The sequence below is a fragment of the Enterobacter cloacae complex sp. 342H5 genome, assembly GCF_050030905.1.
GTDB classification, from domain to species: domain Bacteria; phylum Pseudomonadota; class Gammaproteobacteria; order Enterobacterales; family Enterobacteriaceae; genus Enterobacter; species Enterobacter intestinihominis.
In genome coordinates, this window is record NZ_JBLGVB010000001.1 from 4,298,415 (window position 1) to 4,318,470 (window position 20,056).

Genomic DNA, 20,056 nt, shown 5'->3' on the forward strand with positions numbered 1-20,056 from the left:
GGCTGTTTTCCCTTTATAGTTCCGCCATAAAGAGGAAACGCTTATGACGGGTTATGCAATGCAGATATCTTCTGCTGCAATCGCATTAATTAAAAAACAGCAGGGTCTTTCCCTGGAGAAATACCGTGACGAAAAGGGAATATGGGTTATAGGTTACGGTCACGTGATTCGCCAGTGGGAAAAATTTAACGGCCTCATCACGCCGACTGAGGCGGAGAATTTGCTTTTCAATGATATTCATTTATGTGAGTCGCTGCTGCGGGAAATGAACAAACGCCCATTAACCCAACAGCAGCATGATGCACTGGTATTAACGCTCTTCAGTTTTGGGGAAGATTCCCCTCTGCCAGAGAAGATCCTTCAGGCCGTCGCCCGGGTATAGTACATCGCGGCCTGCGTCCGGTTTTTGACATCAAGACGACGGAAAAGCGTCTCAAGATGGGCTTTTACCGTTGCCGCACTGATATTGAGATTACGACCTATCTCTTTATTTGACTCTCCGGCCGCCAGTAATTTCAATACCTCACGCTGGCGCTCACTTAACAATGACAGCTCATCATGAGAGGAGTGCTGGTTCATCCACTCGCCGGGAAAACAGACCATCCCTCGCGATACAGAATCCAGCACGGCGGAAAAGCGTTCGGGATTCGCATTACGAGGGATTATTGCTACCACGTTGCGCTGTAGCATTTGCTCAACCCAGCGAGGCTCTTTTTTCGTTAACACCAGCACCACGCGCGCTGTTGGAAAACGATTCATAATCTCTTCCGGTAAAGCCACACCGTTATCATGAATTAAATCCCCATCTATCATGACGATAGCGGAAGGTGACGCGGATAAGTGTGCCCATAATTCATCAGTCTGACGAGTTCCTGTCAAATCTATTTCCGGAATTAATTTCTGCAAACTGCACTTCGCTCCATGAATAAATAATGACTGCCTGTCAAACATGATTACTCGCATCGTATTACTCCTCTGAGAATAGCGAAGGGGGATTCTACAGAGGCATTTTTTAAGAAAAAACTCAATGAATGGAGAGGTTACAATTCACCCAGCTCTCTTTATATCTTTCATCATTTAGACACACCTGCTTTAAGGATTTCCTTAAGAGGGTTCCCTCCCCCTTAAGTCTGAACATTACAGGAACATACCGCCTGAAACTTCAATACGTTGCGCATTCATCCAGCCCAGTTTGTCACTGAGCAACGCCGCAATGGCGTCACCGATATCATCGGGCAGGCCCACCCGTCCCAGCGCCGTCTGCGAGGCCAGCAGCTGGTTAAGCTCCGCATTATCCCTTACGCGTCCGCCTCCAAAGTCGGTTTCAATCGCGCCAGGCGCGATGATATTGACGGAAATTCCGCGCACGCCAAGCTCTTTTGCCTGATAGCGGGTCAGCACTTCCATCGCCCCTTTCATTGCCGCGTAAGTCCCTGAACCTGGCTGAGTAAAACGGGCCAGTCCGCTTGAGACGTTCAGGATCCGTCCTCCGTCTTTTATGAGCGGCAGCAGCTGTTGTGTGAGGAAAAACGGACCTTTGAAGTGAATATTCACCGCATCATCAAACTGCGCTTCTGTCGTCTCGGTATAGGGTGCGTATAACCCTGTACCTGCGTTGTTCACTAAATAGTCAAAGGTGTCACGTTGCCAGACGTGTGCAAGGGTTTCCTTCACCTGTTGAGCGAAGCGCGCAAAACTTGCCGTATCGCCGACGTTAAGCTGCAATGCTGCCGCTTTTCTACCTTTTCCCTCAATTTCGCGTACAACTTCCTGCGCCTCCTGCTGACTGCTGTTCCAGGTCAGGATGATATCTGTCCCTTCCGCAGCAAGCTTCAAAACCGCATTTTTACCCAGGCCGCGGCTACCGCCCGTCACTAATGCAATACGTTCACGCATAATTCACCTCGTTTCGACTGCGATGAAGATTGAGAATGAGCTTATTAGATGGTAGAAAATCAATAAATAGTGCCGCCAACGCTTCACTGTTTCATTTCAAACAACAATGACCCATATCTATGGATAAAATATACGCAATGCAGCTTTTCCTTCGCGTCGCGGAACTGGAGAGTTTTACCCGCGCGGCGGAGACGTTAAGCCTGCCGAAGGGGAGTGTCTCGCGGCAGATCCAGGCGCTGGAGAACGCGCTTGGCACTCAACTGCTGCACCGCACTACCCGCCGCGTCAGCCTGACGCAGGACGGCATGGTTTATTACGAACGCGCAAAAGATCTGCTGATGAATCTGGACGAACTGGACGGCATGTTTCTGCACGACCCTTCCACCATCAGCGGTCGGCTACGTGTGGATATGCCCGTTGCCATTGCACGAAATGTCGTCATTCCGAAACTGCCTGCATTTTTACAACAGTTTCCCGGCATTGAGCTTGAGCTGAGCAGCAGCGATCGTCTGGTCGATGTCATCCGCGAAGGATTTGACTGCGTGGTTCGCGTGGGAAACTTGAAGGACTCCGGGCTTATCGCCCGCCCGCTTGGGAAGCTTTCAGTGATTAACTGCGCCAGCCCGGATTATCTCACGCGATTCGGCTACCCTGAGACGCTGGATGATTTGGGCTCACACGCCCTCATTCATTACTCCGCCACGCTGGGCACCCGTCCTCTGGGTTTTGAGTATTTCAACGGCAGCGCGACCCAGTGGATAAAAACGGGAGGCGTTTTGACGGTTAACAGCACGGAAACCTACCAGGCCGCCTGTATCGCCGGGCTTGGCATTATTCAGGTCCCGCGCGTCGGGGTGCGTGATGCCCTGCGCACGAAAAAACTCGTTGAGATCCTGCCGCAATATCGGGCTGAACCAATGCCCGTCTCCCTCATTTATCCCCACCGCCGTAATCTCTCCCGTCGGGTGCATGTGTTTATGGAGTGGCTTACCGAACTCACAAAAAGTTACGTGGACTAGTCGCAAGCTATAATTCAGTAACATCCAGCTCAACGAAAAGGAAAATGCGCGTGACGCCGGAAAATAACCCGCAACGACCGACTCAACATTTAGATTATGAACCCATCAAAAAGATGGATAACGAGCCTGAAGCGCCGAAGGAGCCTGGAACGACCAGCAAAGCGCTGGGCACCGTGACCGGCATAGCCGAAAAAATTCAGCAGATACCCGCGATTGCTCACCTGATCCGCGCCGCTGAGCGCTTTAACGACCGCATGGGAAATCAGTTTGGCGCGGCGATCACCTACTTCTCTTTCCTGTCGATGATCCCCATCCTGATGGTGTCGTTTGCTGCCGCCGGTTTTGTTCTGGCGTCTCACCCGACGCTGTTGCAGGACATCTTCAATAAAATCCTGACCAACGTCAGCGACCAGACGCTCGCCACGACGCTCAAAAGCACCATCAATACCGCCGTGCAGCAGCGTACCACCGTGGGTATCGTCGGGTTGCTGATTGCGCTCTATTCCGGGGTTAACTGGATGGGCAACCTGCGTGAGGCCATTCGCGCCCAGTCGCGTGACGTCTGGGAGCGTACGCCGCAGGATCAGGAGAAGATATGGGTGAAGTATTTGCGCGACTTTATCTCGCTGATTGGTCTGCTGGTGGCGCTGGTCATCACGCTCTCTATCACCTCGGTCGCCGGTTCTGCGCAGCAGATGATTATCTCCGCGCTGTATCTGGACTACATTGAATGGCTGAAACCGGCCTGGCGCGGTATAGGGCTTGCTATCTCCATCTTTGCTAACTACCTGCTGTTCTTCTGGATCTTCTGGCGTTTGCCCCGCCATCGGCCGCGCAAGAAGGCGCTGATCCGTGGGACGTTGATTGCCGCTATTGGCTTTGAGGTGATCAAAATTGTGATGACCTATACGCTGCCATCGCTGGTGAAGTCCCCCTCCGGCGCGGCCTTTGGTTCGGTGCTGGGGCTGATGGCCTTCTTCTATTTCTTCGCACGCCTGACGCTGTTCTGTGCCGCGTGGATCGCCACCGCAGAGTATAAAGACGACCCGCGCATGCCGGGAAAAACCCACCACTGATGTCCTGTCGGGCTGATATTTCAGCCCGATTCATCATTTCAGCATATAAATCCAGACCGTAACTTTTATTTAACTCAAAACCAGTTTTAATGACTGATATTTAAAATGTGTGAAGCATTTCATGGAAGTGTTTTCGCTGGTCTGAAAATTATCCGCTTTTTGTTGCTTTTATGACCATGTCACGCCTTTGTTACAGATTGAAATGTCGCTTTTGCTGTGCCTAATATGGCCCTTCGTTCGTCCAAAAATAAGAAAATATTATGCAAGCAACAGCCACCACACTTAACGAAGGGGCGGAACACGTTCCGGTCAACTCCCGCAATAAAGTCGTCGTCGCATCGCTGATTGGCACCGCCATTGAGTTCTTCGACTTTTATATTTACGCCACCGCTGCGGTCATTGTCTTTCCGCATATTTTCTTCCCACAGGGCGACCCGACGGCAGCCACGCTACAGTCTTTAGCTACCTTTGCTATCGCCTTCGTTGCGCGTCCTATAGGTTCAGCGGTCTTTGGCCACTTTGGCGATCGCGTCGGGCGTAAAGTGACGCTGGTTGCCTCGCTGCTGACGATGGGGATCTCCACCGTCGCCATCGGCCTGCTGCCGACCTATGAAACTATCGGCATTCTGGCGCCTGTGCTGCTGGCGCTGGCGCGCTTTGGTCAGGGCCTGGGGCTGGGCGGGGAATGGGGCGGCGCGGCGCTGCTGGCGACCGAGAACGCCCCGGCGCGTAAGCGTGCCCTGTATGGCTCTTTCCCACAGCTGGGCGCGCCGATTGGCTTCTTCTTCGCGAACGGCACCTTCCTGCTCCTCTCCTGGCTGCTGACCGATGAACAGTTCATGAGCTGGGGCTGGCGTATTCCGTTCGTCTTCTCTGCCGTGCTGGTGCTGATTGGCCTGTACGTGCGCGTGTCGCTGCACGAGACGCCGGTCTTCGCTAAAGTCGCCGCGGCGAAAAAGCAGGTTAAAGTTCCGCTGGGGACGCTGCTGACCAAACACCTCCGCGTGACCGTGCTGGGTACGTTCATCATGCTGGCGACCTACACGCTGTTCTATATCATGACCGTGTACTCCATGACCTACAGTACCGCCGCCGTACCGGTCGGACTGGGCCTGCCGCGTAACGAAGTGCTGTGGATGCTGATGATGGCGGTTATTGGATTTGGCGTGATGGTGCCCATCGCGGGCCTGCTGGCGGATAAATTTGGCCGTCGTTCAAGCATGATCGTCATCACCTCGCTGATCATCCTGTTCGCACTGTTTGTCTTCCCGCCGCTGCTGGGTTCAGGTAGCCCTGCGCTGGTGATGGCGTATCTGCTGATTGGTCTGAGCCTGATGGGGCTGACCTTTGGCCCAATGGGCGCGCTGCTGCCGGAGCTGTTCCCGACTGAAGTGCGTTATACCGGCGCGTCGTTCTCCTATAACGTTTCGTCTATTCTGGGCGCCTCGGTGGCCCCGTATATCGCCACGTGGCTTCAGGCGAACTATGGTCTGTTCTATGTGGGTGTCTATCTGGCGGCCATGGCAGCGTTGACGCTGATTGCGCTGCTGCTGACGCACGAAACTAAGCATCAGACTCTGTAAGCGAATGCCGGGTGGCGGCTACGCCTTACCCGGCCTACGATTCACATGTAGGCCGGGTAAGCGCAGCGTCACCCGGCAAGAACAGGCCACACCTTACTTCTTCATCTGCGACAAAATCGTCCGACACTGATTCGCTTCGCCTTCTGACGGCGAAATCAACGCCAGCAGCGCCGCCGCAGGGGTGACCAGCGTGGCGAGGGCGGCGGCAACCGCACCGCGCGCAATCAGCGGCCCGGCCTTCACGCCCGCCTGCGGATCTTTGAAGGTCCCGCGAACGTAGAGCGGCGAGCGCAGGGTGATGATGCGAATGCCTTTACTTTCCGGATCGATGGTTAAATCCAGCTGCTCGGACGCCATGCTGGCGGTACCGGTGATGTTGATAACCGCGTTTTCCGTGTCGAATGCGAAAATCTGCGGACGCGCCACACCGTTGACCAGGTCCACGTTTGCCGCCGCGCAGTTCACGCGCACTTCATCGTCTCCGAAGATTTGTCCGACGATGAAGTTACCGACGTTCAGCCCCAGGATCTCCATCAGGTTACGGCTCACCAGCCCGTCGTTCATTAGCAGCTTCAGGTTGCCGTTTCCGCTGCCTAACAGCGCGGCCACAGAGTTACCCGTGCCGCGAATATCCGCATCGCCGTTCATCTCACCGAGGGTTTTCTGCATCAACTCCACGTCCGGCATCAGCTCTTTCAGCTTCAGACGACGCGCCTGGATCTCCGCCCTTCCCTGCATCGGCTTTTTATCCCCCTCCAGGTGGATATTCGAGGAAATGGTTCCCCCGGCCATGCCAAACTTCAGCGGTTGCAGGCGCAGATCGGCGTTTTTCAGGATGATATGGGTCGAGAGGTTGCTCAACGGCAGCGTGCTGCCATGCTCAATTTTACGTCCTTTGAAGCGCACGTCCGCATCCATTACGTCCCACTTGTCGGTTTCGAAGCGGTCATAGGGCAGCACTTTACCCGCAGGCTGAGCGTCCTTTTTGACCTCTTTTGACTTCGTGCCTTTACCCGAATCTACGCCAATCAGCGGACCAAGATCGGCCAGACGCAGCTGGCGGGATTCAACGTCCCCCTCCAGTTTCGGGCGCGGTTTTCCGGTGGTGTAGGTCAGCGTGCCGTGTATATCGCTATCGCCGATGCGGCCGTTGAACCCCCGGTAGTCAAAGACGGACGATTTTTCAGCGTCGATTTTTGCGACCAGCCGCCCGTCCGTTTCAAACGGCGGGGTATCCGGCAGCAGCACGCCGGTGAGATCGTACAGTTCACCCAGCGAATCCCCGGCAAACTTAAGCTGGAGGTCGACGCCGCCCATGTTCATCGGGTCGTTAACCGTGCCCACGAACGCCACGCGGGTATTGCCCGAGCGGAAGTCCGCCTGCACCGGGAACGGCGTACCCTCGCTCCTGAGCGCCAGCATACCGCCGATTTTGCCTTTACCGGTCAGTGGCTGGCCGTTGTAGCGCCCTTTCGCTGTCAGGCCGAAGACGTAATCGCCAGCTTTGCTGTCATCGCCTTTGGCTTTGCTGCCCGTCACTTCGCTAAACGGCAGCGGCTTGCCCAGCGGATCGACGAGGATCTCCACGTCAGCCTTACTTACTTTATCGTCAATGGCGATCCGCCCCCGATCGAACAGAATATTGTCGAGGCGGAAGGACCATGAAGAGGGCTGCGCATTCGGATCTTTATCGCCGCTGCTGGCGAGATCGAACGTCCAGTTATTGGTTTTCTCCGACAGGCGAATCAGCCGCGCGTCGGGCTGCTGAAGTTTGATCCACGGCAGATACACCGTTTTGGTTAACAGGGCTAACGGCGCCAGCGTGGCTTCCACGCGCGGCAGGTGGATCATGGTCACTTCGGGGATGTCCGGCGGGTTGCCAAGAATGATGTCGTCAGCGTGAACGTGCGGCCAGGGCACCCAGCTTCGCCAGCCGGTTTCCTCTTTCTGACGCTCCCACACGACCCCCAAATCGCCACGTATTGCGAAGGGGCGGTTTAGCTCGGTCGAGACTTTCTGGTTGATGGTCGGTTTGAGGCGGTTCCAGTCAAACGTGGCGATAATGATGATTAAGACCACGATCAGCAACAAGAAAATCCCTGCTGTCCAGGAAATCACCCTGGTTGTTTTTGTCATTGTTGTCCCCTTTCCTGATGAACTTGCCTTTAAAACTATAGTTCAGACAAAGGGAAGCGGGCAGATCAGAGGGTGGTTATCACCTTTTCCAGGGTATTCATGGGGACAGGACGAGAGAGGAAATAACCCTGTGCCGCCGCTGCCGGAGAATTTTGCACGTCGCGCCACTCTTCCAGCGTTTCCACGCCTTCCACAATGACGCCCTGGCAATAGCGGTTCATCAGTTGCAGGAGCATCGTAAACAGGTTCCGTCCTTCCGGTGTCTGGCGCAGCATGATAAACAGATCGCGGGCCACTTTGATGTAGTCATAACGCACTTCGCTCAGGGCGGAGAAGTTGGCCATACCGGTACCGAAATCATCCAGCCACAGCGGGCCAAACTCACACATCGAGGCAAATGAGGAGTCCTGCGGCAGCTGAACATGTTCCACCAGCTCGAAGCGCATCCACGGCAAGGTGGCAATCAGCGCCTGCAGCGTCGCATTCTGACGTAACGCCATCAGGGTTGGACCATCCACGTTCACCGAAGCCAGAATACCGTGCTGCTCGAAGAACGCCTGCTTCGTCGCCAGCATTCTCAACTGCTCTTCCAGCACGTCGATGCGCTGACGCACGGCAACCTCCGCAAAATAGCGGTCCGGCGCGATACGCTGCGAAGGGTTCGATGGATGAGTGACGACCGTTAACACCTCAATTGCCATTAACCGACCGTCAGTACGGTAGATAGGCTGATAGGTATACGCTCGCTCACATTGCAGCCAGTAGCGATGCTCCTGCAAGTTCTCAATACTTGCCTCAGGCGTAGTGCTCAGCCGCTGGATAACCTGCTCTGACTTCATTTCGGATGTCCTGTTGTATGGGATAGCCTTTCTGGACTCGTCACTGAGTTATCGGCCCGCCAGGTGAGAACTTTATGTTCAATTCAGCGGGAAAATGAAATTAAGATGACAGAAATATGCCGGAACACGCGCTGGCTCAAAAAAAATAATGGAACGTCGTTTTAATATGGTTGACCGTAAAAAACACACAGCGCACACTACCCTTAATTACTCTGTTCAGGTTCACGACTATGTCTAAGAAAATTGCCGTGATTGGCGAATGCATGATTGAGCTGTCCCAGAAAGGCGCGGAAGTCAGCCGCGGTTTTGGCGGCGATACATTGAACACCTCCGTTTACATTGCCCGTCAGGTCGCCCCCGACGCGCTGAGCGTGAGCTACGTTACCGCGCTGGGAACGGACAGCTTCAGCCAGCAGATGCTGGAGGCCTGGCAGGGTGAAAACGTTGAAACTTCGCTGATCCAGCGAATGGAAAACCGTCTGCCGGGTTTGTACTACATCGAAACCGACAGTACCGGCGAGCGCACCTTCTATTACTGGCGTAATGAAGCGGCTGCCAAATTCTGGCTGGAAAGCGATGCCGCCGCTGCGATTTGCGAAGAGCTGGCCACCTTCGATTACCTCTACCTGAGCGGGATCAGCCTGGCGATCCTGAGCCAGCAGAGCCGTGAAAAGCTGCTGTCACTGCTGCGCGAATGCCGTGCCAACGGCGGTAAGGTGATTTTCGATAACAACTACCGTCCGCGCCTCTGGGCCAGCCGTGAAGAGACGCAGCAGGTGTATCAGCAGATGCTGGAATGCACCGATATCGCCTTCCTGACGCTGGACGATGAAGATGCCCTGTGGGGTGAAAAGCCGGTTGATGAGGTCATCGCCCGGACGCAGGCCGCTGGGGTCAGCGAAGTGGTGATTAAGCGCGGGGCGGAGTCTTGCCTGGTGGCGGTGGCGGGTGAAGCCGTGACAGAGGTGCCGGCGGTGAAGCTGGCGAAAGAGAAAGTGATCGATACCACTGCGGCGGGCGATTCTTTCAGCGCGGGGTATCTGGCGGTACGTTTGACGGGAGGTACGCCAGAAGCGGCAGCGCAGCGCGGACACTTGACGGCCAGCACGGTGATTCAGTATCGCGGAGCGATTATTCCGCGCGAGGCGATGCCTGCTTAAGGAATGGGCGGGCTGATGCCCTCACCCTAACCCTCTCCCACAGGGCTGAGGGTTCCCCACAAATTAATGCGAGCACTGAGCAATCCCCTCGCCCCTCCGGGGAGAGGGTAGGGTGAGGGGAACATACGGCGGTGGTGGTCATTCCGTTCACTTTATGTTCCTTGCTACTCTGTAACGACATGACCGGTGAACGTGCCAGGGTGGCTCATCACCACCACCCTGGCGACCCGGGCTCCCGGCGGTAAATCGCCGCTTCGCGGTGACCTCGGCTTATTCCTTCCGGCTTATCGGGTACGGGCGGAGGCAACGTCCCTGTAAAGCCGCCCTCTCGGCGCATCCCTGCGCCTCGCCCCGGCCGGAAGGCAAACGCCTCAGCGATTTACAGCCGGACCAGGGCATCGCTGACAGCCCTCAGTCATTTAGAAAGCAACTTTATTGCTTCTGCATAAAATCCCTCAGCCCACAGGGAGAGGGAACGCAGGGCCTTACTGGCCCTGCGGAATATCGCTCGCATCCTGGTGCAAATCATCGGCCGCCGCCTGTACTGGCTGCGACGGCGTCGCCATGATGGCGTTCCAGGTGGCCTTTAACTCTTTCATGTCATATTCCGGCTCACCTTTCGGCTGCAACAGAATCAACGCCATATCCTGAGACAGCTGCTGCCGCAGATCCTGATTCAGCATCTCCACGGTCAGACCGTTCAGGAAATCCTGACGCAATTTCTGATACTGCTCCGGCGCGATATCCACGACCTGATTCTGTAAGGAGCGAATGCGCTGGCTGATTAAGATATCGGTATCGGCGCGGGCATAGGTGGCAAACAGTTTCTGCAATTCGAGGGATTTCTGCGCCACCAGCGCGTTAAATTCCTCTTCAGACAGGCCCTCTTTACGCACTTTAGCCAGCTCTTTCGCCACCACGCCGAGATTGGCATTCAGCTTATCACCCGGCGATTCGACGTTAATGGCGCACTGGGCGCGCTGGAACAGCACGCGGCAGTCAAAGCCCAGACCAATGTCTTTCACGTTGTTCTTGCTGAGCGTCTGCTGAACATGCCAGAACAGCGCTTCACGCGCCAGGTCCGCACGCCAGTAACGCAACAGCGCCGAGGACTCGCGGATCGGCTGCCAGGCGGTATCCCACATCATCGAAAGACGATCCTGACGCACGGTATCCGTCATGATACTGACCGTCTCAGGACGCAGCGGGGACAAAGTAGGAACAGGGGCGGGCGTTTCACGCTTCCCTTTTAAATCGCCAAAGGCTTTGTTGATCTGCTCTATCACCGCACGGCTGTCCACGTTGCCCACTACAATGAGGGTCATGGCATCCGGGGTGTACCACTGCTGGTAGAAAGATTTCACCTGCTCTGGATCCACCGGCTGTTTCAGCGGTTCTGCCGGGTCGTGGCCAAGCAGCGTGGACCCTTTCAGGCGGTAGCGCCACCAGCCTTCTTTGGTATCCGTCGGCCAGGTCGCCACCATGTCGCTGTTGCTCAACGCATAGTTTACGGTCTCAGGCGTAATCGCCAGTTTGCCGGTCGCATCAGAAAGATAGGTAAGCGCTTCTTTAAGCAGATCGTTACGGTTGTTGGGCAGGCTCAGGTTAAACATGGTGTAGTCATAGGAGACCACAGCCGGGGGAAGCGGGCGTTTTGGATCGATGGCCTGTTGCCATAAAGAACGCACCTGAACCGCCTGCAAACTGCCGCTCTGGGTGAGCGCCAGTCGAGGAATAAAATGGCTTAAGCCGGTCTGCTGGGTGCTTTCTGTGAGGGAGCCGGTATTCACAGCCAGACGAATTTCAATGCGATCGCTCGGACGTTGCGGAGTGGATAACACCTGCCACTGGAATCCGTTCGCCAGTGTTCCCTGTTGCCAGGCCGGGTCTGGCTGGAGCGCATCTGCCTGCACATAACTGGCTGCTGCCATCATCAGCAAACCGCCGGTTAAGAGTCGAATTTTTGTGCCCTGCATGTGAACCCCTGATCAACATTCCTGGTTAAAGAGAGTGTCTCGCGACGTGAGCACTCAAAGATGACGATGAAAACCTTCCGATTAGACAGCGTGTTCGGCTAAACGTCACGGGCGGAAGCGAAATATACCCAAAAAAATTTTGTCGAAATATGACAGGTATGAGCGGTTATTATGCGCAGGTGCCCGCATCCCCACAAGGGAATACGGGCATTTATGAGGGATTAAGAGGATAAACCGGGGGTTTTGTCCTCAGATGTGCGATTATTCAGCGTATCGTTAAGTTTCTTGTGATCCAGCTCTTTTACCCACTTCGCCACCACAACCGTCGCCACACCATTACCAATCAGGTTGGTTAACGCGCGGGCTTCAGACATAAAGCGGTCGATACCGAGGATCAGGGCCAAACCCGCCACCGGCAGATGGCCAACCGCTGAGATAGTGGCCGCCAGCACGATAAATCCGCTACCCGTTACGCCCGCCGCCCCTTTCGAGGAGAGCAGGAGGACGACCAGCAGCGTAATCTGATGGAAGATATCCATGTGGCTGTTGGTGGCCTGAGCAATAAAGACCGCCGCCATCGTCAGGTAAATCGAGGTGCCGTCCAGGTTAAAGGAGTAGCCCGTAGGAATAACCAGCCCCACCACTGACTTACGGCAGCCCAGCTTTTCCATTTTATCGAGCATACGCGGCAGCGCGGACTCAGAAGAGGATGTGCCGAGGACAATCAGCAGCTCTTCACGAATGTAACGGATAAATTTGAAGATGCTGAAGCCGGTCGCACGAGCGATGGAGCCGAGCACCACCACCACAAACAGAATACAGGTGATATAGAAGCAGATAATCAGCTGGCCAAGCTGTACCAGCGTGCCGACGCCGTATTTCCCGATGGTGAAGGCCATCGCGCCAAAGGCACCAATCGGGGCCAGACGCATAATCATGTTGATGATGCCGAAGATAACCTGCGAGAAGCTTTCAATGACGTTAAAAATCAGCTGACCTTTGCTGCCAAGACGGTGCAGGGCAAAGCCAAACAGCACGGCAAACAGCAGTACCTGGAGGATATTTCCGCTGGCGAACGCGCCAATCACGCTGCTCGGGATCACGTCCAGCAGGAAGGCAACAATCCCCTGATCTTTCGCCTGTTCAGCGTAAACCGCCACCGCTTTCGCATCCAGCGTGGCCGGGTCAACGTTCATGCCCGCGCCAGGCTGTACCACGTTGACAATAATCAGGCCGATAATCAGCGCGATGGTACTGACAATCTCGAAGTACAGCAGGGCAACCGCCCCCGTACGCCCGACCGCCTTCATGCTTTCCATGCCGGCGATACCGGTCACCACGGTACAGAAGATGACCGGCGCGATGATCATTTTGATGAGCTTAACGAACGCGTCGCCAAGCGGTTTCATTTGCGCGCCCAGCTCCGGGTAGTAGTGACCGAGCAGAATACCGATGGCGATGGCTGTCAGGACCTGGAAGTAAAGACTTTTGAAGAGTGAGGTTTTCATAGGGTGTCCCTGGAAAGAATAACTACAGGCTTTGTAAGGTTATGGTTAACCTGCGGCTTTAAAATAACACCCACATAACAGGACAGAAATAAACGGGGTTCAAATTTGAAACACAAATGTTAAGAACTTTGAGCTGGCTCGCACAAGCCAGCAACAAAATTACACTTTTGCGTTATTGCCAGCGTCGGCGAGATAGCGTCGCTCAAAGGTATCCGTCGGCACGGCGCGGCCAAACAGGAAGCCCTGACCGCTCTCCACGCCCGCCGCAGCCAGCCACTCGCGCTGGGCTTCGGCCTCAATACCTTCGGCAGTCACGTGCAGGTTCAGGCTGTGCGCCATCTGGATAATGGCCTGCACCAGGCTGCAATCCTCCGGCAGCCCTTTCACAAAGGTTTTGTCGATTTTCAGGACGTCCACCGGCAGGGTTTTCATGTGCTGGAGCTGACGCAGGCCGGAATACCCCATACCAAAATCGTCAAGCGCAATGCGGATCCCGGCATTACGCAGCGGTTTCAGAATGGCGACAGCGTCGTCAGGATTGTCAATACAACGGCTCTCGGTGACTTCCAGGATCAACGTGTGGGGCTGGATGCGGTAGCGATGGATCAACTCGAGCATATCCGGCACCATAGTCGGGTGCATCAGCTGTAGCGCAGAAAGATTCACCGACAGCGGCAGCGTGATGCCCCGTTGTTGCCAGGCCGCAAGCTGGCGGCACGACTCTTCCAGCACCCAGTATCCGACGGTGACCATCAGGCCGCAGGACTCGATACGTTCGATCATCCCCTCAGGCAGCTCCCACGTGCCGTCCGGCTGCTGCATGCGCAGCAACGCTTCGGCGCTGGTCACTTCACCCGTGCGCAAATCCACCTGCGGCTGTAGCCAGAGCGCAAACTGGCGATTGTCCATCGCCGTCAGAATGTCGCTCTCTTCCGTCAGGCGCTGCTGGGCTTTTTCCATTTGCTCTGGATCAAAGAACTGGATCTGGTTTTTGCCTTTTCGGCGCGCGGTAAACGCTGCTGAGAAAGCCCGACGGTATAACTGCTCGGCGGTCAGACCACCGTAGTACATTGCGATACCAATGCTGGCACTTGGGCGTAGCTGGATACCCTGAATGGGTAGCCGCTCATTTATGACAGTGAGTACTTGCTGACCTAACGTAATAGCGTGCCACGGCTCTTTTACACCGTGCGCAATCACCACCAGGTCATAGCCGCTGACCTGGGTAAGTACCATGCGCGACGCCAGCACAGATTTGATTTTTTCCACCAGCGTCAGTAATAGCATCTCGCGCTGGCTCTCTTTCAGCACGCCCGTCGTGTCCTGCAAGGTCTCGCAGGCAATCACCATCAGCGCGGTGGTCTGCTGGCGAGCGACGGTCTGCTCCAGCAGGGCCATTAAAAACGCTTTGTTTGGCAGGTCGGAAACCGGGAAACGGGTGGCGTTATTACTGACCTCTTCCTGCTGACGCAGGACACGCTGCTGGTTGATATTGTAACTGCGGACCAGCATGCCGATTTCATCGTCGTGATGCAGACGCGGCAAGGGAAGCTGATGCCCCATATGCTCCTGCGGAGAGAGGTCATTCAGCTCCCGGGCTATGCGGCGCAACGGATGCACAATTAACCGGTTGATGCACCACGTCAGCGCCACGCTCAACATTAAGGTCAAAAGTAAGTAAGTAGTCACTAACGTAGCAACCCAACTCATGACGAATTTATACATGCGGTACGAGTCCGCCTGTAGTACCAGATAGGCCAGCGGCTGCGGGTTAGCCGGTCTTTCCAGGGAATAGAGAGGCAGGGAAATCTGCACCGGCAGTTCAAACAGGCGCATCACCATCATCGGGACGGGACGCTCCGGGATAAAGCTCATCCGCAGCGCCTGGAACTGGTTCGGCAGCACGACGTCGGCGCGGCTCACGATACCGGCGGGCTGAATGCGCTTCAGGATAGATTCCGCCTCGGGGATATCCCCTTTCAGGATCGAGGCCGACAGGGGTTCCCGCACCGAGCGGGCAATACTTTCCAGTTGCGAAGCCGTGTTATAGCGATTCTGCTGTACGGAATGAAACAGCAAAATGACGCAGAAGATGAAGACAAACAGCATTGTGACGGCAGACACCATCGCCATCTGTTTGATCGTTAAGGAACGGCTGACACGCAAAATGACTCTCCACAAAACTCGAAGCGCAGGGCGCACCAGGGCGTAAACCTGGTGCGCCCGAGTATACCCGATAGCTGCACTTTTAAGAGAGACTTACAATTAGATTAAGCAAAAATCCGATCACCAGTCTGCATAAGGCACCAGCGGTTCCGGCGGTAAGTCCATATCACCCTGCCAGCCTGCGGCAGAATACCGAACATAGAGCAGCGCATGGCTCGGGGTATAGTCTTTCGCTTCCTGAATATCGACGCCCAGACCGACAAACCAGTTGGACGTCACACGGCGTTCAACAATCGCCCTTGCGGTATAACCCGTCCCTGACGAGCTACTTCCGGTTCCCATCACACCTTTATCGGTATAACGGCCTGGCTCATTGTCCGGGATCAGCCCCTGCAACGGATAACGCATCACATCCTTTGTTTTTGAATGGGACCATGAGACGGAACCGCCCAGTTCCCATGACCAGTTCTCTGTGCGTTTACGCCAGTTCACCGGTAAGGCAAACGACACATACTCCTGGGGACTGTAGTAACCGCCCTGGCCCAGCGAATAGCCACTTAAATCCTTATCGTAATGCCAGAGCATATTGGACACGCCGACCGTCAGACGCTCGTTGTCCTGATTGATAAGCTTGTAGTAATAGCCGGTCATCCAGCGGACCCGCCAGTTATCTTCGACATTCTTCCCGGTGAGGCTGTCGGCACTCAGGCTTGACCAGATCCCGTTAGCTTCGCCTTTGTCGTAGCTCATGCTCACGCCGCCACCGGTAGCACGTACGCCGCCCCAGGTGGTGTCGGTATTAGGATCTTTTTGCCCGGCGAAGGCCAGCACCGAGCTGGAAATCGGACGACGATGGGCGTTCAGGGTGTAGCCAATCGGCCCCAAGTCGTTGCTGTAGCTCAGGCTGCCCACCACATCGACCACGTCGAAGCCCATCGGCGTTGTACCGATGTCCCACGCCCAGGTGTTGTTCTGCCAGCCGACGGCCACGCTGGCGCCGTTGGCCGACTGGTTCGTGCTGCCGTGACATGGCGTTTCGGCGCAGGTACCCCACGTTGGATCGTAGGTTCCATTGTCCGTATCAAAGGAACCGGCGTTCATATTGACCAGATCGCTACGGAAGAACATGCGGCCATCCGATAGCGGCGCATCCACCTGGAGCATAGTGGTGTGCGCTTTCAGGTCGGAATAGCCCCCCGTGCCGCTGGATCCCCAGTAGTCGTGTTGCAGCGTGACGTTCAGATCCTGCTGACGATAAAGATCGCCTGCATCGCTGCGCACGCCGCGCTTCAGCCAGTCATCTTTCTCATCGTTACGCGTAAGACGCGTAAAGCTGTCGTTATCGGTTGGACGAGTCGTTGTGATGCCAGATGAGACCATCGCATCTTTCCAGGTTTCCAGCGCCTGCTGAGGCTGGCCGTTTTGCGCCTGGAAACGGGCGGCATCACGCATCACCAGCGCGCTTTCCATAGAAGGCGGCTGCGATTTTGCCTGAGGAACAATGGCGTTGAAGGTCTTTTCTGCCGCGGCAGGATCACCCAGACCGGCCTGCGCCATGGCGATCCGGCGCTGCATATTGAGGGAGAGCGGTTCGCCGTTTTGTGCCGCGGGCAGTTTCGCCAGCTCAGCGCGAGCGGCGTCCCTGTTGCCCTGAGCAAGATTGACTTCGGTCAGGCCGAGAATTGCGTCTTCGTTCTGCGGTTCCCGTTGCAGGACGGTGTTGTAGGCGGTTTTCGCGGCCTCATGATCGCCACGCTGTTCAGCCCAGTCCGCCTGCGTTAAGTCAATACGGGTGGACGGGGGCTGCTGGCGAAGCAGCGCTTCCGCCTCCTGCTCTTTTCCACCGTCGCGCAGGCGGTTGGCGGTTTCCAGCACCTGGTTACTTTGCAGGCGGTCCGCCAGCGCCTGGATGTTGCCGTTCCACTTGTCGCGCGGCAGCGTGTTCAGATGCGCCAGCGCGGCCCGGTCCCGATCGTTACCGGACAGGTACAGCCCGCTGGCGTAAACCTGATCCGGATCGCCCGGTTTCTGGCTTGCCAGCTGGCGCATCAGGTTATCCGCCTGGCTGCGCTGACCCGCGCTATACAGATCGCGTGATAGCCGGTAGGTGATCCACACGTCGCCCGGGGAAAGCGCAAGGCGTCGGCGCTGAATTTCTGCGGCCTGCGCATAGTTTCCCTGGCTTTCCAGCTGTTCAGCCTGAGCCGAGAGCTGCTCGTTCGTCAGGCTACGTTCAATATCATCAATGCTGCGGCGCTGGCTGGCAGAGAGCGACTGAATAAACTGCGTCGCCTTCTCCGGAGACTGCTCGCGATAAATATTGGCAAGACCGCGTACCGCGTTGCTGTTGCCGCTGTCCATCCGCAATGCCTGGCGATAATAGCGTTCAGCCGCGTCGTTATCTTTGCGCGCCGCCGCCGCGTCACCCAGCCCCAGGACCGCGTAGCTGTCCGTATTGTCAATGTTGCGCGCCTGCTGATAATAGCGTTCCGCCTGGGCTGTCTTGTTGGCTTTCAGGGCGTTGTCACCCTGCTGGATCAGCAGCCAGTATAGGTTAACCTTCAGCAGGCTGTCCCATTTGCCCCGGTTGTCGCTCTGCGGATCGAGGGCGATCGCCTTTTCAAACTGCGCAACCGCGCGGGCGCGATCGCCTTTCTGCGAATAGGCCTGCCCCAGCGCGCCTACGGCTTCACTGTCGGCGTGGTTGGCGCTGACTGCTTTCTGCAACTCCGTTACCGCTTTACTGCCCTGCCCGGCATCCACTGCGGCTAACCCTTCGGCTTTGGCGCGAAACGCCGGATCGGCGAGCTGTTTTTGCTGCGCTTCAAGCTGGGCGCGCGCCGCCGTCACGTTATCGCCATCGCTGAACACGCTCAGGTATTGTTGCAGCGCGGTAACGCTGGCGCTGCTGGCCGGCTGATCTTTGATCTGCTGGTACCACATGTCCGACGCCTGACTGCGGCCATTGTTCGATTTGGCCATCTCCTGTAAAACCGCAAACCCTTCATCACGCCGTCCACTCTGGAACAGAAGCTGCGCCAGCGAAGCCTGTAGCGGGGCGTTGCCCGGACTGCTGGCGTTGATTTTCTTCAGCTGATTAATGGCAAGATTGCGGCGGGCAGGCTCTTTCGCCACCACGTTCCAGTACTCCGTCGCGATGTCGCCGCTGGGCGGATTACCGTCAAACAGTTTGTCATACGCGGCAATAGCTTCCTGCGTGTGCCCGGTGGTGGCGAGCAGGCGAGCCTGCTGGAGGGCCTGGCGACCATCCGGCGTGGAGAGCAGCATGGTCGTACGGGAGGACTGGTACGCACTGGAATCGGGTGCCATTCCTTTCAGGCGATCCAGCTCTTTTTGCGCGCCCGCCGTATCCCCCTGTCGTAACAGGTAGCGGAAGCGAGCGGCAATCACGTCCGGGTTGTTGGGGTCGATCAGCTCAAGGCGATAGAGCGACTGGCGCACCAAATCCTCACGCTGGGTGGATTCCCCCAGACGAACCTGTTCCAGCAGCTGTCTCTGCTGCGGGGAGTTGGCGGCCTGGGCCAGGGGCATGAGCGCCAGGCCAAGCGATAAGGCGAGTAGATTTAGTGTGAACGTGCGCATTCCTGGCCCCAATCCGGTAGTAATTCACCTTGCGCGGTGAAACGAAAACGATGCTGATCCCACCCTTGTCCAAAGAGGGTCAGAACGTAGCTGTAATAAGCATTGTTATCGGGAAAACGATCGGCGACACGCTGGCGTTGCACCGCCTGCGCGTCCCGTTCTTGTAAAAATGGAAGCAGGGAGGCAGAAAACCCTACCGGCCCATCTCCGGTACGTTTCCCGGTCGCTACGTCCACTTTTTCCGGCGGTAAGCCTTGTTTGATTGTGGTGGTCGCCATGGGCTTGAAACGCGCCAGTAGCCGGGCTTTTTGCGGATCGTTATCGTTCATCATCCCTACCCACAGATAGACGCGAATCGCATCGTAACTGCCGATCAGGGTCGTATCCTGCTTCAACTGCCAGCCGCCCTTTTTCTGGTATTTCACCCAGTTCGGGGAAAATCCTTTTGGCGCGGTCTCCAGCAGCAGACGCAGGTTGGTTTCACGGAGCGTTGTCCACGGTGCGCCGAAACGGGTGAAATAGCTCGCAAGCTGCGGCGGCAGGTAGCTGGGGTTGAAGCGCCAGACACTCTCTTCGGCAAAACCGACTTTACCCGGCAGCAGCATAGAACCCAGCCCCGGCACCTTCACCACTTCCTCACTGGCAATGCGCGTCAACAGCGCCTTACCCGTGCGCGTGTAATCGGGATTTTTCCACAGCCGCCCGGCTTCCAGCAGCGACCAGGCAATCCAGATATCGGCATCGGACGCGGAGTTAGGGTCGATAACCGCCCAGGTGTTGTCGTCCTTTTTCCCCCACAGCCACGCCGGGAGATGTTGGGCTAAATCCCCCTCGGCAAGGTTATCGCGCGTCCATGTCAGCAGCAGATCAAACGTCTTGCGATCGTTTGCTGCCAGGGCAAAGAACAGTCCATAGCTTTGCCCTTCGGAGGTGGTAATTTTGCGCGCGTCACTGGGATCAATGATGCGCCCACTTTCGCTCATATAATCCTGTTTGAACGTCTCCCAGGCAGGCCAGCGACAGGCGGCGTGAAGATTCGCCGCCGCCAGCATCAACGCTGCGACTACACACCCGCGAAAGATTTTCATCACGGC

Annotated in this window: 14 protein-coding genes; 5 read left to right on the forward strand and 9 right to left on the reverse strand. The window is 56.2% G+C overall.

Translation table 11 applies throughout. The features are described from left to right. The first annotated feature begins 43 nt into the window (after positions 1-43). Entirely contained in the window at positions 44-382 is a 339-nt protein-coding gene (locus ACQG03_RS20610; protein ID WP_022649714.1) for a lysozyme, read from the forward strand. Here the strand turns inward: ACQG03_RS20610 and ACQG03_RS20615 are convergent. Continuing rightward, positions 361-963 (reverse strand): response regulator transcription factor, encoded by a 603-nt coding sequence (locus ACQG03_RS20615; RefSeq protein WP_063163702.1) that lies wholly within the window; start codon positions 961-963, stop codon positions 361-363. The two genes, ACQG03_RS20610 and ACQG03_RS20615, sit on opposite strands and share 22 nt — an antisense overlap. Before the next feature lie 174 nt (positions 964-1,137). Further along, on the reverse strand, positions 1,138-1,896 hold the full coding sequence (locus ACQG03_RS20620; RefSeq protein ID WP_045308793.1) for an SDR family NAD(P)-dependent oxidoreductase: 759 nt from the start codon (positions 1,894-1,896) through the stop codon (positions 1,138-1,140). A gap of 119 nt (positions 1,897-2,015) precedes the next feature. Between ACQG03_RS20620 and ACQG03_RS20625 the strand changes: the two genes are divergently transcribed. The 3 genes from ACQG03_RS20625 to ACQG03_RS20635 all read left to right on the forward strand — a co-directional run bounded on the left by ACQG03_RS20625 (position 2,016) and on the right by ACQG03_RS20635 (position 5,574). Further along, positions 2,016-2,915, forward strand: coding sequence for a LysR family transcriptional regulator (locus ACQG03_RS20625; RefSeq protein ID WP_032621978.1), 900 nt, complete (start codon positions 2,016-2,018; stop codon positions 2,913-2,915). A 50-nt stretch (positions 2,916-2,965) separates the two neighbouring features. Beyond that, positions 2,966-3,991: an inner membrane protein YhjD gene (gene yhjD / locus ACQG03_RS20630; protein ID WP_022649719.1), complete on the forward strand. Its 1,026-nt coding sequence runs from the start codon at positions 2,966-2,968 to the stop codon at positions 3,989-3,991. Between the two features lie 260 nt (positions 3,992-4,251). Then, complete coding sequence (locus ACQG03_RS20635) at positions 4,252-5,574, forward strand: MFS transporter (protein ID WP_022649720.1); 1,323 nt, start codon at positions 4,252-4,254, stop codon at positions 5,572-5,574. Between the two features lie 93 nt (positions 5,575-5,667). On the opposite strand, the gene ACQG03_RS20640 is transcribed toward ACQG03_RS20635, so the two are convergent. Together ACQG03_RS20640 and pdeH are read right to left on the reverse strand one after the other, a co-directional pair. Next, positions 5,668-7,710 (reverse strand): AsmA family protein, encoded by a 2,043-nt coding sequence (locus tag ACQG03_RS20640; RefSeq protein ID WP_023298835.1) that lies wholly within the window; start codon positions 7,708-7,710, stop codon positions 5,668-5,670. Between the two features lie 65 nt (positions 7,711-7,775). Then, positions 7,776-8,549 carry a cyclic-guanylate-specific phosphodiesterase gene (gene pdeH / locus ACQG03_RS20645; protein WP_017384185.1) on the reverse strand — a complete coding sequence of 258 codons (774 nt, stop codon included), beginning with the start codon at positions 8,547-8,549 and terminating at the stop codon, positions 7,776-7,778. Between the two features lie 230 nt (positions 8,550-8,779). Here pdeH and ACQG03_RS20650 point away from each other — a divergent pair, with 230 nt between their 5' ends. Further along, positions 8,780-9,709, forward strand: a complete 930-nt coding sequence (locus tag ACQG03_RS20650; RefSeq protein WP_022649722.1) for a sugar kinase — start codon at positions 8,780-8,782, stop codon at positions 9,707-9,709. 485 nt (positions 9,710-10,194) lie between these two features. Here the strand turns inward: ACQG03_RS20650 and ACQG03_RS20655 are convergent, their stop codons facing one another. From ACQG03_RS20655 to bcsZ, 5 genes are all read right to left on the reverse strand, one after another. Further along, positions 10,195-11,685, reverse strand: a complete 1,491-nt coding sequence (locus ACQG03_RS20655; protein WP_022649723.1) for a M16 family metallopeptidase — start codon at positions 11,683-11,685, stop codon at positions 10,195-10,197. Between the two features lie 221 nt (positions 11,686-11,906). Continuing rightward, on the reverse strand, positions 11,907-13,193 hold the full coding sequence (dctA, locus tag ACQG03_RS20660; protein ID WP_022649724.1) for a C4-dicarboxylate transporter DctC: 1,287 nt from the start codon (positions 13,191-13,193) through the stop codon (positions 11,907-11,909). 159 nt (positions 13,194-13,352) lie between these two features. Then, the gene (hmsP, locus tag ACQG03_RS20665) at positions 13,353-15,359 is read right to left on the reverse strand and encodes a biofilm formation regulator HmsP (RefSeq protein ID WP_063163998.1); all 2,007 of its coding nucleotides are present in this window, start codon (positions 15,357-15,359) and stop codon (positions 13,353-13,355) included. A 120-nt stretch (positions 15,360-15,479) separates the two neighbouring features. Then, positions 15,480-18,962, reverse strand: a complete 3,483-nt coding sequence (gene bcsC / locus ACQG03_RS20670; RefSeq protein WP_063163997.1) for a cellulose synthase complex outer membrane protein BcsC — start codon at positions 18,960-18,962, stop codon at positions 15,480-15,482. Continuing rightward, positions 18,944-20,050 carry a cellulose synthase complex periplasmic endoglucanase BcsZ gene (gene bcsZ, locus ACQG03_RS20675; RefSeq protein ID WP_063147206.1) on the reverse strand — a complete coding sequence of 369 codons (1,107 nt, stop codon included), beginning with the start codon at positions 20,048-20,050 and terminating at the stop codon, positions 18,944-18,946. Before bcsZ ends, bcsC begins: the two co-directional genes overlap by 19 nt. Positions 20,051-20,056 lie beyond the last annotated feature (6 nt).

Coding starts and splice junctions, on each gene's coding strand:
- ACQG03_RS20610 (WP_022649714.1), top strand. CDS start 44: ATGACGGGTTATGCAATGCAGATATCTTCTGCTGCAATCGCATTAATT.
- ACQG03_RS20615 (WP_063163702.1), bottom strand. CDS start 963: ATGCGAGTAATCATGTTTGACAGGCAGTCATTATTTATTCATGGAGCG.
- ACQG03_RS20620 (WP_045308793.1), bottom strand. CDS start 1,896: ATGCGTGAACGTATTGCATTAGTGACGGGCGGTAGCCGCGGCCTGGGT.
- ACQG03_RS20625 (WP_032621978.1), top strand. CDS start 2,016: ATGGATAAAATATACGCAATGCAGCTTTTCCTTCGCGTCGCGGAACTG.
- ACQG03_RS20635 (WP_022649720.1), top strand. CDS start 4,252: ATGCAAGCAACAGCCACCACACTTAACGAAGGGGCGGAACACGTTCCG.
- ACQG03_RS20640 (WP_023298835.1), bottom strand. CDS start 7,710: ATGACAAAAACAACCAGGGTGATTTCCTGGACAGCAGGGATTTTCTTG.
- pdeH (WP_017384185.1), bottom strand. CDS start 8,549: ATGAAGTCAGAGCAGGTTATCCAGCGGCTGAGCACTACGCCTGAGGCA.
- ACQG03_RS20650 (WP_022649722.1), top strand. CDS start 8,780: ATGTCTAAGAAAATTGCCGTGATTGGCGAATGCATGATTGAGCTGTCC.
- ACQG03_RS20655 (WP_022649723.1), bottom strand. CDS start 11,685: ATGCAGGGCACAAAAATTCGACTCTTAACCGGCGGTTTGCTGATGATG.
- dctA (WP_022649724.1), bottom strand. CDS start 13,193: ATGAAAACCTCACTCTTCAAAAGTCTTTACTTCCAGGTCCTGACAGCC.
- bcsC (WP_063163997.1), bottom strand. CDS start 18,962: ATGCGCACGTTCACACTAAATCTACTCGCCTTATCGCTTGGCCTGGCG.
- bcsZ (WP_063147206.1), bottom strand. CDS start 20,050: ATGAAAATCTTTCGCGGGTGTGTAGTCGCAGCGTTGATGCTGGCGGCG.